12 protein-coding genes and 1 tRNA gene are annotated in these 14124 nt (G+C 63.1%); 2 read left to right on the top strand and 11 right to left on the bottom strand.

Annotation, left to right across the window (positions count from 1 at the left end):
- Nucleotides 1-107 precede the first annotated feature (107 nt).
- A complete protein-coding gene (locus tag BUB09_RS15670) occupies nucleotides 108-3185 on the top strand; it encodes an EAL domain-containing protein (protein ID WP_175550228.1) in 3078 nt (1025 codons plus the stop codon).
- A gap of 18 nt (nucleotides 3186-3203) precedes the next feature.
- On the opposite strand, the gene recJ is transcribed toward BUB09_RS15670, so the two are convergent.
- The 5 genes from recJ to trpA are packed head-to-tail and all read right to left on the bottom strand — an operon-like array spanning nucleotide 3204 to nucleotide 8742.
- Entirely contained in the window at nucleotides 3204-4931 is a 1728-nt protein-coding gene (gene recJ / locus BUB09_RS15665; RefSeq protein ID WP_072899236.1) for a single-stranded-DNA-specific exonuclease RecJ, read from the bottom strand.
- Nucleotides 4921-5751 carry an SPOR domain-containing protein gene (locus BUB09_RS15660; RefSeq protein ID WP_072899234.1) on the bottom strand — a complete coding sequence of 277 codons (831 nt, stop codon included), beginning with the start codon at nucleotides 5749-5751 and terminating at the stop codon, nucleotides 4921-4923. The genes recJ and BUB09_RS15660 overlap by 11 nt, the downstream gene beginning before the upstream one ends.
- Complete coding sequence (folC, locus tag BUB09_RS15655; protein ID WP_245793311.1) at nucleotides 5748-7082, bottom strand: bifunctional tetrahydrofolate synthase/dihydrofolate synthase; 1335 nt, start codon at nucleotides 7080-7082, stop codon at nucleotides 5748-5750. The genes BUB09_RS15660 and folC overlap by 4 nt, the downstream gene beginning before the upstream one ends.
- Nucleotides 7058-7927 (bottom strand): acetyl-CoA carboxylase, carboxyltransferase subunit beta, encoded by an 870-nt coding sequence (accD, locus tag BUB09_RS15650; RefSeq protein ID WP_072899232.1) that lies wholly within the window; start codon nucleotides 7925-7927, stop codon nucleotides 7058-7060. The genes folC and accD overlap by 25 nt, the downstream gene beginning before the upstream one ends.
- Nucleotides 7924-8742, bottom strand: coding sequence for a tryptophan synthase subunit alpha (trpA, locus tag BUB09_RS15645; protein ID WP_072899227.1), 819 nt, complete (start codon nucleotides 8740-8742; stop codon nucleotides 7924-7926). Before trpA ends, accD begins: the two co-directional genes overlap by 4 nt.
- Nucleotides 8743-9165: 423 nt before the next feature.
- On the opposite strand from trpA, the gene BUB09_RS15640 reads away from it, so the two are divergent.
- Complete coding sequence (locus tag BUB09_RS15640; protein WP_139250316.1) at nucleotides 9166-9366, top strand: hypothetical protein; 201 nt, start codon at nucleotides 9166-9168, stop codon at nucleotides 9364-9366.
- Between the two features lie 443 nt (nucleotides 9367-9809).
- Here the strand turns inward: BUB09_RS15640 and BUB09_RS15635 are convergent.
- The 6 genes from BUB09_RS15635 to tolB form a co-directional block, all read right to left on the bottom strand.
- A tRNA-Lys gene (locus BUB09_RS15635) sits at nucleotides 9810-9885 on the bottom strand.
- Nucleotides 9886-10016: 131 nt separating this feature from the next.
- Nucleotides 10017-10694 (bottom strand): 7-cyano-7-deazaguanine synthase QueC, encoded by a 678-nt coding sequence (gene queC / locus BUB09_RS15630; protein ID WP_072899223.1) that lies wholly within the window; start codon nucleotides 10692-10694, stop codon nucleotides 10017-10019.
- Nucleotides 10691-11371, bottom strand: coding sequence for a 7-carboxy-7-deazaguanine synthase QueE (queE, locus tag BUB09_RS15625; protein WP_072899220.1), 681 nt, complete (start codon nucleotides 11369-11371; stop codon nucleotides 10691-10693). Before queE ends, queC begins: the two co-directional genes overlap by 4 nt.
- A 3-nt stretch (nucleotides 11372-11374) precedes the next feature.
- On the bottom strand, nucleotides 11375-12193 hold the full coding sequence (gene ybgF / locus BUB09_RS15620) for a tol-pal system protein YbgF (RefSeq protein ID WP_084083502.1): 819 nt from the start codon (nucleotides 12191-12193) through the stop codon (nucleotides 11375-11377).
- A gap of 40 nt (nucleotides 12194-12233) precedes the next feature.
- Nucleotides 12234-12755, bottom strand: coding sequence for a peptidoglycan-associated lipoprotein Pal (gene pal, locus BUB09_RS15615; protein WP_072899216.1), 522 nt, complete (start codon nucleotides 12753-12755; stop codon nucleotides 12234-12236).
- Nucleotides 12756-12820: 65 nt separating this feature from the next.
- A complete protein-coding gene (tolB, locus tag BUB09_RS15610; protein WP_072899214.1) occupies nucleotides 12821-14113 on the bottom strand; it encodes a Tol-Pal system beta propeller repeat protein TolB in 1293 nt (430 codons plus the stop codon).
- Between the last annotated feature and the right edge of the window lie 11 nt (nucleotides 14114-14124).

Raw genomic sequence — 14124 nt, 5'->3', positions numbered from 1 at the left:
AGACATAGTGCCCTATGAGCAACGCCCGACCCAGCATCCCGATGCGAGCGCCCGCGCGAGTGCGGCCGCTTCATTGGCGCCAGGGGCTGCAGTTTAAGCTCGCCCTGTTGCTCACGGCCGGCCTGATGGTGCTCGGTATTTCAACGTGGCTGGCGGGCGACTACCTGGTGCGCGCCGAGTTGATGGCGGACAGCTTCCGCTACGAGCGCGAAAGCGCACAGCGTATCGCGGACCGCCTGACTGGACTGTCGGATCAAGTGCAGGAGCTATCCAATACGCTTGCGACACTTGCCGTACAGGTAACGCCGGCCGCTCGCGCGCAGTTCGCTGCCGTCGCGCCAGTACTGGTCGAGCGTAGTGCGGTCAGCAACTTGATCGTCGCTGTCGGCATCTGGCCGCTGCCCAAGATGCTCGACCCTGCCCTCGACCGCGCCAGCACGCTGTTGCAGCGCGATGCTGCCGGCGTATTCAACCCGCGCAGTGACTACAACGATGCCCGCACAGCGCCCTACTACGAAGAAAGCTGGTTCACTCCCGCGCGCTACGCGGCAGCCAATCGCTGCTATTGGACGCCGGTCTATCGCGAAGCACTGACGCGTCAGGAAGTCGTGTCATGCACGTTGCCGCTCCACGATGGTCGCGGCTTCATCGGCGCTGTCACGGTCAGCTTGTCCGTGATTCGGCTCAACGAGCTATTCGCCCGGTTCACCGCCGGCAGCACTGGCTACAGCCTGTTGATCGGCAGCAACGCCCGCCTGCTGGGCATCTCCGACAACGCAGCACGCCAGTTCGGCAGCAAAGCGCCGTCGAATCTGGTCGAACTGGCGCAGCAGATGCCGGCCTTCAACCCGCTGGCGCTGACCCTCCATCAGCAAGACGAAGCCTTCATCAGCGCGTCGGTGCAGTCCGCGGCGTATGACGCCGCCACGGTGTCCGCGCTCAAGGAAGGCACGCGAGACTTTTCACGCCAGGAATCCGAGCTGGCGCTCGCGTCGATCTGGAACCAGTCAACGCGGCGCGATGCGGCCGGAGACAAACCGCTGCTGCTGCGCGTCAACGATGATGCCGTGATGCACGAGCCCGCGTTCGTCACGCTGATCGAGTTGCCGCAGACGTTCTGGAGACTGGCGCGGGTGACCTCGGAGCGCGAGGGTTTCAACGGTGTGCATTATTTCTTCAGCCAGACCTTGCTCGTCGTCGGCGGCGCCGCGCTGGTCGCAGTGCTGCTGATCTACTTGACCATCAACTGGTTGGTGCTGCGTCCGCTGCGGCGCATGACCAACGACCTGGCCCATGCGGATACCGCTGAAGATTCGCTGCACGTCCAGTTCGATGAAAATGCAGACAACGAGATCGGCATCCTGTCGCACTGGCACAACGAACGCGTCCGCCAACTGCGCGAAATGATGGAGCGGACGATCGCGACCAACTCGCAGCTCGTGGTCGAGTCCGACGAACGTCGTACCGCGCAAGAAGCGCTCGCCAAGGCACAGGAGCGCGCGACACTGGCGCTGCAGGCCGTCGCCGATGGCGTGATCATGACCAACGAGCGCGGCATCGTCGAAGACATCAATCCGGTTGCCGAGCAACTGGTCGGCGTCAATACGCGCACAGCCCGCGGTCGCGTATTCAACGATGTGTTCAAAGTACTGACGACGCGCGACGATGTTGCGGCCGACGCGGCGTTACCCAATCTGGCCGAGTTGGCCATCCAGCGCGGCACTCGCCTCGAATACCACGGCGGTGTCTATCTGCAGACCGAGTCGCAGCGTGACGTCGAGCTGTACGTGTCCGTGACACCGATCCGCACCCGGCTCAATCGCGTGATTGGGGCGATTGTCGTGTTTCGGCCGATCACCAAACTGGCCGAAGGCGACAACCTGTTGCCCGACCGGCGCAGCATCGACAGCGTGACGGGATTGCCCAACCGCATCGCCTGCGATCGTGCGCTGCGTGCGTTGATCGACAATGTGCGGCTGACGGCACGCCCGCATGTGCTGCTGGTCATCGATGTCGACCATCTCAAACGGGTCAACGATACGGCTGGCCAGCAGGCCGGCGACGAAGTGTTGACGCGCCTGGGCGAGTCGATCGTATCGCGGGTCGGTGGCGCTGGCGAAGTATTCCGCATGGGTGCCGATCAGTTCGGCGTGCTGCTGAACAATTTCGATGAGGAACGCGGACGGGTGTTCGCCGAGGCGTTGCGCGAATTGCTGGGCAATTCAAGGATCTACTGGGAATCCAAGCCGATCAGCGTCACGGTCAGCATCGGTCTGACGGCGATCACCGACGACACACATGGCCCCGTCGACTTGATCAGGCGCGCCGAGGATGCCTGCGCTGCAGCCAAACGTGCCGGCCGCAACTCGGTCACGATCTATGAAAGCAGCCTCGATCGTGCGGAGCGCAGCGTCGACGATTCTCTGTGGGTCCGGCGGATCCGCGCCGGCCTGGAGCAGAGTCTGTTTCACTTGACGACGCAGTGGGCGATGCCAGCACAGACGCATCAGCTTGAAGGCCATGTGTTCGACATCTTGCTCGCACTGGAAGACGAAGAAGGTTTTTGGGCGTCTCCGAACGCATTCCAGCCGGTTGCCGAGCGTCATCACCTGGTGCCGGAGATGGATCGGTGGGTGATCCGCAACACGCTGGAGTACCTGGCTCGATCCCCGGACACCGTTGAGCGTCTGTCGTTCTGCTCCATCAGCCTGTCGTCTGGCACGCTGGCCGACCATTCACTGGTGGAATTTCTGGCCGAGCAGTTCCAGCGGCATCCCGACGTACCGGCGCGCAAGCTGTGCTTCGAGTTGCGCGAGGACGCGATATCGGAATACCCGAACCAAGCGCAAATCCTCTGCGAGGCGATGCGGTCGCTTGGTGTCCGGATCACCGTTGATCATTTCGGCGGTCGAAACGCGTCCGACATCGCGTTGATACGGCGCTTGAGCATCGACTTCGTCAAGATCGACGCCCTGCAGTTCCGCAGCCTTGGCACCGACCCCGTGGAACAGTTGCTTGCCGAATCGCTCGTGCGTCTGGCGCGCACGCTGCGCAAGCGCGTCATCGTGACGAACCTGGGCGATGCCGGCACGCTCGACGCTTGGAGACGGCTCGGCGCTGATTATCTGCTGGGTCTTGCGATCGCCAAGCCGTCGCCCGTGGTGTTCTACGCACCGGGCGGCTGACCGCCTGGCCGCGCAGCCTCAGGTGCTGATCGCGTCCAGGTAATCGATCCGCAGATCCAAGCTTTCACGGTCGCGAAAGCGATTGATGCCGAGGCCATACAAGGCATGCAACTGCCCCCGTCGGCAGAGCCGATCTGCGCCTCCAAAGTGGATGGCGTTCAGTTCAGGACCGCCGCTGCCGGCCAGTCTCAGTCGATACTTGGCGTGGCTGCCGTCGCCACCGACGATCCGCGCGTCGAGGACCTCGAAGCGATTATCAAAACGAGGCTCGCCAAAACCGGCGCCCCAAGGGCCGCCCCGCTCCAGCGACAGCGCCGTATCCAGATCAAGCTCGGCCGCGTGCAATGGTCCGTCACTGTCGAGCCAGCCCTGCCGCAGTTGCGGGTCCATGGCGGCGGCACAGTGCTGATTGAACGCCTCGCGAAACACGGGGTACGCGCTCTTATGCAGGCTCAGGCCGGCCGCCATCGCATGCCCGCCGAAACGCTCGACCAGACCCGGGTGAGCGGCGTCGACAGCGGCGATCACATCACGGATGTTGAGGCCGGGTACCGAGCGCGCCGACCCCTTCAGCACCGTGGCTTGCTGTGATGGTGCAAATGCGATGACCGGCCGATGCAGCCGTTCCTTGAGCCGTGATGCAACAGGACCCACAACGCCCTCGTGCCAGTCAGGATCGAATACGCAAACACCGTGGCGCTGATCCGGGTCGAGGCGTTCCGCGATCGTGATCGCAGCCTCGGTCATACCCTGCTGTATATCGCGGCGCTCCCGATTGATCTGCTCCAGCGTGGCCGCCAGCTCGGCGGCGCGCAGCGGGTCGTCGGCCAGTAGACATTCAATACCGATACGCGCGTCGGCCAGACGTCCGGCCGCGTTGATGCGCGGGCCCAGAACGAAGCCCAGATCGGTCGAGGTCAGCGTATCAGCGGAGCGACCGGCACTGGCGAGCATCGCCAGCAAGCCAGGTCTCGCCCGGCCGCTGCGCAGCCGCGCAAGACCCTGTGCGACCAGAATGCGGTTGTTACGGTCTAGCCGTGCGACGTCGGCGACGGTGCCTAGCGCCACCAGATCGAGCCAATCGGCAAGCCTCGGCGCGGGGCGCGATACGAAAGCACCGCGATCCCGCAAGTAAGCGCGCAACGCCGCCAACAAGTAGAACATCACGCCGACGCCCGCCAGCGACTTGCTTGGGAACCCACAGCCCGGCTGGTTCGGATTGATCAGCGCATCCGCCTCCGGCAGTACGGGGCCCGGCAAATGATGGTCAGTGACGACGACCTGCATGCCCAGCGCACGAGCCTCCGCGACACCACTGACACTGGCAATGCCGTTATCGACAGTGATCAGCACCCGCGCCTGCATCGCATGCACAGTGCGCGCCAGCGCCGGCGACAAGCCGTAGCCCATGGTGACCCGATGCGGCACGACATAGTCGACCGCGGCGGCACCCAGGGCGCGCAAGCCTAGAACGCCGAGCGCGACACCGGTCGCGCCGTCGGCGTCGTAGTCGCCGGCGATGACGATCTTGTGTTGCTGGCCGATCGCATCGGCGACTATTTCGACGGCGCGCGCCAGACCCAGCAGCGACTCGGGTGGCAGCATTTGGCTTAGATCGACACCGATGTCATCCGGATCGACCAATCCACGTGCGGCGTAGACCCGCTGCAGCACTGGATGTAGCGCGGGCGGCAGCCGGTGATCCGGCACGGTACGCCGGCGTATGGGTCGCCGCTCAACGCCCATCGGCAACGATGGTGGCGGCGATGCCGTTCTGCTGCATGCGCTGACGTGCGCCGTCGGCGGCGTCGCGGGTCAAATAGGGACCACTGCGTACCCGATAGCGAACGCCGCCCGGCGACTCGACCAGCGACAAGGTCGCGGTCAAGCCGATCAGCTTGAGCTTGGCTTCCACCTCGCGCGCATTGGCGATATCGGCGTAACTACCGGCCTGGACCAGCCACTGCCCCGTTCCACCGGCCGGCGGCTTGGCCAATGCGGCTTTCGGTTCTGGTTTGGCCGCTGGCTTGGCGCCATTGCTTGGTGGCGAATTCAACGGTGATTCGGCCATCGTTTCGGGTGAACGCCGCGCATTGGGCTTGGGCGAGGCTGTCGAACTGGATTGCGACTCCGGTTTAGCCGGCGCCTTAAGCGCCTGCACCGGCTTGTCCAGCTGCACTTCGGACTTGAGTTGGGGCTTTGACACCGGCTTGGCCGGCATTGGCGGGGTTTCAGCTGGCGGAGCCGCATCGTCGCGATCGGAGGCCAAGCGCGTGTCCAGCTTCAATCGAGGCTTTTCCGCGTCGGGCTGGCGACCGATCTCGGCCACCGCGGCAGCCGGCGCTGCCACGTCAGGATCGCCCTCTATGGCCACCGGCTGCGACGCGTCGATGCGGTCGGTCGCGTTCAAGTCCGGGATGCGGTCGTCGACCGACAACTCGACCCGCTGCATTCCTGGCTCAGCGGGCTTTGGACCCGAGGGCGGAGGCAGCAGCAAACTGAGCACGAACACGCTGAACAGCAAGACCAGCGCGCCAATTAAGCGGCGCAGCAACACCTCGCTCATAAGCGGCCGCTCTGGTGCAGGTACCGCAGCGCCACTTCAACCGTCAAAAACGAGCCCGTCACCAGAACGGGCCGGCTTGGATGGCCAGCACTGGCCTCGTCGAGGGCCGCTTCGATCGTGTCGAATGCGGTGCCGACCAGCCCTGTCGACGCCGCGCGCGCCTGCAAGCTGGCACCCGGCAAGCCGCGGGGGCCTGGCAAGCTCACGAAGCTGACGCCGCTAACCGAGCTGACCAGCGCCGCCGCAACCGCCTCCACCGGCTTGTCGGACAACATTCCGAGTACCAGCCATGGTCGGTCTTGGCCGATCTGACTCTGCAGCGTCTCGGCGAGTGCTGCCGCCGCCTCCGCGTTATGCGCGACATCAAACCACCAGCGGCCACGCCGGTCGAAACGCCCCGCCAACTGCAGCGCTGGCAGCGCGCTATGGAACGCCGAATCGGGAACCGGACGATGCGGTTGGAGCGACTCGACCGCGGCGATGACGCCGGCCGCGTTTCGCAACTGTGCAGGCCCCGGCAGCGCCGGCAACGGCAGGTCCGGATACAGACGCGATGACGACGACCATTGCCACCGATCCAATCCGACGGGGCGGAAGTCGTAGTCAGAGCCGACGCAATACAGCAGCGCGCCAAGGTCGCGCGCTGTTTGGATCAAGCTGGCAGGTGGCGCTGGATCGACCACGATCGCAGGCCGGCCCGCACGAAACACGCCTGCTTTCTCGCGACCGATCGCCTCGCGGCCCTCACCCAGCCAGTCCTGATGGTCCAGCCCGATATTGGTTACGACCGCAGCGTCGGCATCGATGATGTTGACCGCGTCCAGTCGCCCGCCTAGTCCCACTTCGAGCACTTGGACGTCGACCCGCGCCTGCCTGAAGCACCACAGGGCCGCGAGTGTGCCGAATTCGAAGTAAGTCAGTGGAACATCACGGCGGGCATGCTCGATAGCGACAAACGCCGCCACGATCCGGTCGTCGCCGACATCGGCGCCATCAATCGATATGCGCTCGTTGTAGCGCAGCAGATGAGGCGAGCGGTACAGCCCGACGTGGTAACCAGCGTGTTGGTAAATCAGCGCCGCTAGCGTGCTGCTGGAACCCTTGCCGTTGGTTCCGGCGATCGTCAGTGTCAGCGGGCAGCGTTCGAGCAGACCGAGGCGCTCGGCGACCGCACGCACCCTATCAAGGCCCAGCTCGATCGGCCGGGCATGCAGTTGCTGTTGGTAGTCGAGCCAGGCATCCAGACCGGCATCAGCGGAAGGCGCCGTTGCCGGGGGCGCCATCCGGGACGGCATCGCGACCTGAATCAAGCCTTCGGCGACGGCGCCCAATGGGTCATCATCGCCAGCAAGCGGTGGATCTTCTCTCGCAGTTCGCGACGGTCCACGATCATATCGATCGCGCCGTGCTCCAGAAGGAACTCCGCCCGCTGGAAGCCTTCAGGCAGCTTCTGCCGCACGGTCTGCTCGATCACACGCGGTCCGGCGAAGCCGATCAGCGCCCGCGGTTCGGCGATGATGACGTCGCCCAGCATCGCCAGGCTCGCCGAAACACCGCCCATTGTTGGATGCGTCAGCACCGAGATGAACGGCAGCCCGCGGTCCGACAGGCGCGCCAGTGCTGCCGAGGTTTTGGCCATCTGCATCAGCGAAAACAGCGACTCCTGCATGCGCGCGCCGCCCGATGCAGAAAAACACACGTACGGAAGGCCCGCTTCGAAGGCGGCATTGGCGCCGTGGACGAACTTCTCGCCGACGACGGAGCCCATCGAGCCGCCCATGAAGCCGAACTCGAACACCGACACGACGACCGGCAACTCCATGATGCGGCCCCGCATCACCACCAGCGCGTCTTTCTCGTCGGTGTCGGCCTGCGCTTCCTTGATGCGATCGGTGTACTTGCGCGAGTCCTTGAACTTGAGCGGATCGGCGGGCGCAAGGTGCTTGGCGATTTCCTCGCGCCCCTCGGCGTCGAGCAACTGATTGAGCCGGGCTCGGGCCGGAATCGGACGATGGGCGCTGCACTTGGGGCAGACTTCCAGCGTGCGTTCCAACTCGGCGCGGTACAACACCGAGCCGCAGCCATCGCATTTGACCCACAGCCCTTCGGGCACGTTGTGCTTGCGCACGCCATAGGTCAACAGCTGCGAACCCGCGATCTTGTCGAGCCAGCTCATGACAGTCTTCCCTCGTTATCCATTGCCTGACGCATTGCGCCGAGCTTTTCCCTGAGCAATCCAGGCAGCACTTCCGGCTGCGCCTGGTGTTTATCGATTTCGGTGACCAGCGCACTGCCCACGATGACACCGTCGGCAACACGGGCAACCAAGGCGGCCGATTCCGCGTCGCGAATACCGAAGCCCACGGCCAACGGCAAATCGGTGTAGCGCCGGATCTGCTGCAACTTCGTCTCGACGTCGCTGACGTCCAACTTTGACGAACCCGTCACACCTTTCACCGAAACATAATACAAATAGCCGCTCGCTTGGGCAGCCACCGCCTGAATACGCTCTGGCGGACTGGTCGGCGCCAGCAAAAAGATCAGATCAATGCCCGCCGCGCGCAGCGGGCTGGAGAAGTCGGCGGCCTCTTCAATAGCCAAATCGACGATCAGCACGCCGTCGACCCCGGACGACCGCGCCTCATCGGCGAACGCGGCAACGCCGATGTGTTCGATCGGATTGAGATAGCCCATCAGAACAATCGGCGTTTTGGTGTCGGACTCCCGGAACTCGCGCACCATTCCCAGTATCTGCCGGAGGCTCGTGCCGTGAACCAAGGCGCGCTCGCAGGCGAGCTGGATGACGGGGCCGTCGGCCATTGGGTCCGAGAACGGCACACCCAGCTCGATGATATCGGCGCCGCCGTCAACCAGTGCCCGCATCAGCGAGACGGTGTCGCGAGGATGAGGATCGCCGGCCGTGATGTACGGAATGAGCGCCTTGCGGCCCTGAGATTTAACGGCGGCGAGGCAGGAAGCGATTCGACTCATCGAGTATTAGAGCGAGTGACGAAACAGCGGGCTCCTGTCGCCAGGCCACCCGGACGGTGGCAGGACGCCCCGACTGAGCTTGTGACTCTACGGGGCAGCGCCAATCTTCTCAAGCGGAAAAGCGAAGTGGGAATCTACTCGCGCTTGTTTCTTACGCCGTGGGTACGGCCCGGAACCGGCCAGGCTGGACCAACATGCGCCGGCACCGGCCGCAGCATTGAATTAGTTCAGCAATATCAGCAGTCTTTTGATTGTGCGGCGCAGCATAAAGCCACCGTTCACATAACTGACTATTAAATAAGTCAGCATGATGCTCTGGATCACAAGTGGTGATTGGGAATTCAGCAATGCTGCGACTAGATTGACCCCTATCGCAGCCTCGGGTGAGCCCTGTGCAGCGGTACCCCTATCGGGAGTTTGATCATGAAACGCTTATTTCCAGGTTTGTCCAACCTGTTCGCGAGTTGGGCTTCGGCTGGCCAATACAGCAGCGTTGCCGAGCTTGAACTGGATCAAGTCAGCGATCCGGGAAACAACACTAAGGTCGTGGCACTGCCGCGCTCCGGCAACACGGCGTCGTCCGGTGCGACGACCAAACCAGCGGTCCGCCGGCGCCTCGGCTAACGTTTGCTGACGTCCCATCGCCACGCCTTGCGCCAGCGTGCGCGGAGCTAGGCTGACGCTCCGGGATCTTTCAGTACAGGCCGCCTTGCTCGGCTGCGAAAGCTTTCGACGCCGCCGTTCCCTGACACGGACGCAGACGGCCTCGCTTAAACGTCAACGATCGCCGAGCAAAGAACTCAGCCTGCTGCATCCCGGTCGTTGACGACCATAGGGACCCACCAGCTGGAAGCGCATCCGAAGGCATCGAAGCGGCTTGACATTTGTTGGGCGCCGCGCTGCAGGGCGCACCGCGAGCAATGCCAGCACTAGCAGTCGGTGATACTCAGAATTCAGCGGACATCGCGGTCGCACGCTGCAGACGTGATTGCGAACGCGTGCAGAGCTTGGGCCCCGCGGATGGAATCACCACCGCTTCACAGGCAGCGCGATGCTGCCTCAGAAGATGGTGGGTCGTGATGGATTCGAACCATCGACCAATTGATTAAAAGTCAACTGCTCTACCGACTGAGCTAACGACCCGCAACAGATCGACGGCAATTGCAGCCGTCGGGGCGCGCATCATACTGGATGACAACGCGGCATTGAATAGTGTTTCGATGCTGATAACAGCGATATCGGCACATCTCGACTTCCGACAGCGTCGGCGGCACCTAATAGTAACGTGTCGGGTCGGTGATGCCGGCGCTTTCGAAGCCAGCGCGGCGCAGTCGGCACGAATCGCAACGGCCGCAGGCTCGCCCCTGATCGTCCGCCTGATAGCAGGACACCGTTTGCGCATAGTCGACGCCGAGCTGCGTCCCGATCCGCACGATATCCGCCTTGCTCAAGTCAATCAGCGGCGTATGGATTTGAATCCCTCCACCCTCGATACCAACCCGGGTGGCGACATTGGCGAGCCGCTCGAATGCGGCAACGAACTCGGGGCGACAGTCGGGATAGCCCGAGTAATCGACTGCGTTGACGCCGATGAAGATATCGGTGGCCCCGACCACTTCGGCCCAACCCAGCGCTAGCGATAGAAACAAGGTGTTTCGGGCAGGCACGTAGGTGACCGGAATTCCCTCGCTGGGTGTTTCCGGAACGTCGATCGATGTATCGGTCAGCGCCGAACCACCGACGTCGTTGAGATTGACGTGCATCACTTGATGCCGGCGCGCGCCGAGACTGCGCGCGACGTCGGCCGATGCCTTGATTTCGGCCATATGGCGCTGACCGTAGGCCACCGAAATCGCATACAGCTCATAACCCTCGCTACGCGCGATGGCCATCACCGTCGCCGAATCAAGGCCTCCGGACAGCAACACAACAGCGCGCCGCGCCACCGTCATCGCCCCGCCTCCTCGCCCCACAACTGTTTGTGCAACTGCATTTGGAAGCGCACCGGCAGCCGATCCTCAACGATCCAGTCAGCGAGTTGGCGCGGTGTCACCTGCCGATGGCTTGGCGAGAACAGCACCGAACAGCGCTGCGTCAGCTCATGTTGGGCCACCATGCTGCACGACCAGTCATAGTCTTCGCGGCTGCAAATCACGAACTTGAGTTCGTCGTGCGGACGCAGATGGTCGAGGTTGCTCCACAGGTTCCGCGACTGTTCACCCGAGCCGGGCGTCTTGATGTCGATGACCCGCATGACTCGTGGGTCGACGGCCGTAACGTCAAGCGCACCGCTGGTTTCGAGCGAAACCTGCTTGCCCGCGTCGCAAAGCCGGGTCATAAGCTCGAGGCACGTCTTTTGAGCCAAGGGCTCGCCACCGGTCACACAAACGTGGCGTGCGCCATAGCTATCGACTGTTGCGAGGATCGCCTCTAAGTCACGCCACTGCCCCCCGTAGAACGCGTACTCGGTGTCGCAGTAGACACAGCGCAACGGGCAACCGGTGAGTCTGACGAAAACGGTCGGCCATCCGGCCGTCGACGACTCACCCTGCAGCGAGAGAAAAATCTCGGTGATTTTCAGCCGGCTCGTTCGCGCCGCCGGCGCCGGCTGCGCAACGGCCGAAGTCATGCATCAACCGCCGATTTGTTCCAGTTTTTGCCGCGACAAATTAGCCGCATTGGACGTCGGGAATTCCCGTGTCACACGCTGCAACGTCGCCTTGGCTTCGCTGGAGCGCTTCAATTCGATCTGGCAAAGACCGACCTTGTAGAGCCCATCCGCCAGTTTCGGGCTGGTCGGAAAGCGGTCGACCAGTGACTGAAAACTGCTCAGCGCCGCCGTGTAGTCACGCTTGACGTAGTTCGCCTCGCCCATCCAGTACCAGGCATTGTCGGCATAGCGGCCCTGCGGCCACTCAGCGAGCATTGATTTGAAACCCCGGATGGCGTCGTCGTACTTGCCATTCTTCAGCAGGTCGAACGTTGCCAGGTATGCCGATTCCTCTTCTGGCGATGCCACTGCGGGCCGCTGCGCCGCTGACGGTACCGACGCCATCGTGCCCGGCGTTGCACCCGGAATCGTTCCAGGGAAGGCACCTACCACGGGGGGAATGGCGCCTTCGAAACGCTGCAGGCGGCTGTTCAGATCTTGCAGGTATTCCTTGGTGCCGCGGTCACGCTGATCACTGTCGTAACGAAGTTTCTCGACAATGCCGCGCAATTCGCGGACTTCATCGCGAAGTCGCATCAGGTCCTGATCAGACCCACTGGCGCTCATCGCTTCGAGCCGGCGCGACATCTGCGCCGTCTTGTTTTCCAGATCCTGCAGCCGGCGCTCTTCAGGTGAGAGCACCGGCTGCCCGGAACCACTGATGGGCCCACCAAAATCCGCGCAGCCAGTAAGCGCCAGCAGCGACATGGCCATCAGCGCAGAAAGTCGGTGAGACATCATCGGTTCGCTCCTTCAGGAATCGACTTTGAAGGCGCCCAGCTTACTGCTGGACGATATCAACGCGACGGTTCAGCGAGTAAGCCGCTTCGTCATGACCGGCAGCGACCGGACGCTCTTCGCCGTAGCTGACGACGCTGATCTGGCTGGCCGAGGCACCGCCCGAGGTCAGCGCAGCCTGCACGGCATTGGCGCGGTGCTCGCCGAGGCCGACGTTGTACTCGCGCGTGCCGCGCTCGTCAGCGTTGCCTTCCAGACGGACACGGACGCTCGGGTTCGCCGACAGGTAGGACGCCCAAGCGGCCGCGACGGCGCGACCTTCGGAGGTCAGGTCGCTGCTGTCGAACTGGAAGTAAACGGTCTTCTTGTTGGCCAGATCAGCGGCCGTGATGCCGCCGGCGCCCAGGCCGGTGCCCGTGACGCTGCTATCGGATGCGCCGTAGTTGGACATGCCGCTGTTGTTGGTCGGCGGGGGCAGCGGAGCGGCCTTCTTGCCCTTGCTGGCGCAGCCCGACACGGTGAGAGCGGCAGCAACGACGGACGTAACCAGAATCTGCTTGAACATTGAAATAACTCCTGAAATCGATCTGAAATAAAAAGAATAGGTGCTGTACTACGTCTAAAAGCGGACTATTTCGACAACGGGGACCACGAAGGCTCTCGAACCTCGCCCGGCTGGCGTAACCGCTGCTTGACGCGACCATCGGTGGTAACCGTCGCCAACTCAGCACCACCGCCGCGCACCTGAGTGGCGTAAATGATGACGGCACCGTTGGGAGCAAAGCTGGGGCTCTCGTCAAGTCCGCCGTCGCTGAGCAGACGAAGGTTGCCTGAGCCTAAATCCAATAGCCCAATACGATAGCGTCCTTCGTCAAGGTTGACTAGCGCGAGGAACTTGCCGTCGGGCGAGAAGCTGGCATCCAGGTTCTGACGGCCCTGGAATGTCAGCCGCTGTGCTTCGCCACCGGTCGCCGGCATGCGGTAGATCTGCGGCTGACCGCCGCGATCGGACGTGAACACGATCGATTGCCCGTCGGGCGCAAACGATGCCTCGGTGTCGATTCCGTAGTGGTCGGTCAGACGCTGGCGACGGCCGGTTTGCAAGTCGTACAGATAGATATCCGGGTTGGTCTCGAACGACAGCGTCACAGCAAGCTTGGTGCCATCGGGCGACCAGGCCGGTGAGCCGTTGATGCCCTTTTCGGACAGGATCTTCTTGACCTGGCCCGTGGCGATCTCGTGCACGTAGATACCCGACCGGCCGCGCTCATAGCCGACATAAGCCAGCTTGCGGCGGTCCGGGGACCACGACGGCGACATTAGCGTGTCCTTCGAGCTCGCGATCGTCCGCGGGTTATATCCATCGGCGTCGGCGACGATCAGCTGATAAGTGCGCGTCGGCCCCATACCGGACGACGTTACATACGCGATCTTGGTGTTGAACACGCCCGGAATACCGGTCAGCCGCTCGAAGATCAAATCGGCGATCTGATGCGCGACATAACGCAGTTGGTCAGGCGCCACTGCCGGCATGTCATAGGCAATCAACTGCTGCCCGCGCAACACGTCGAGCAAGTAAAAGCGGGCTGCGACGCGATCGGTGCCGGCATCCCGGCTGAGGCGGCCGACGACCAGATGATCCATGCCGACCGCACGCCAATTGCGGAAATCGACGCGACTGGGGTCATCGGGTCGCTCGAGCATGTCACCGCGCGGCAGCGTCGTGAACAGGCCGCTGCGGACCAAGTCGGCATCGATGACGCTGGCGACATCGGTGGGAAGGCCGTCATTGCTCGAGAACGGTGCGATGGCGATCGGCACCGCTCCGGTCTGGTTGCTCTGCACGTCGAATTGGAGCTGCGCTTGGGCAGCGATCGGCACGATCAGCAGTACGGCCAACAGAACACGTTGAATGAGCATCATGGCTTTCTCGG

It is taken from the genome of Hydrocarboniphaga daqingensis (genome assembly GCF_900129825.1).
Taxonomy (GTDB): domain Bacteria; phylum Pseudomonadota; class Gammaproteobacteria; order Nevskiales; family Nevskiaceae; genus Hydrocarboniphaga; species Hydrocarboniphaga daqingensis.
This window is presented reverse-complemented; position numbering and strand designations above follow the sequence as displayed.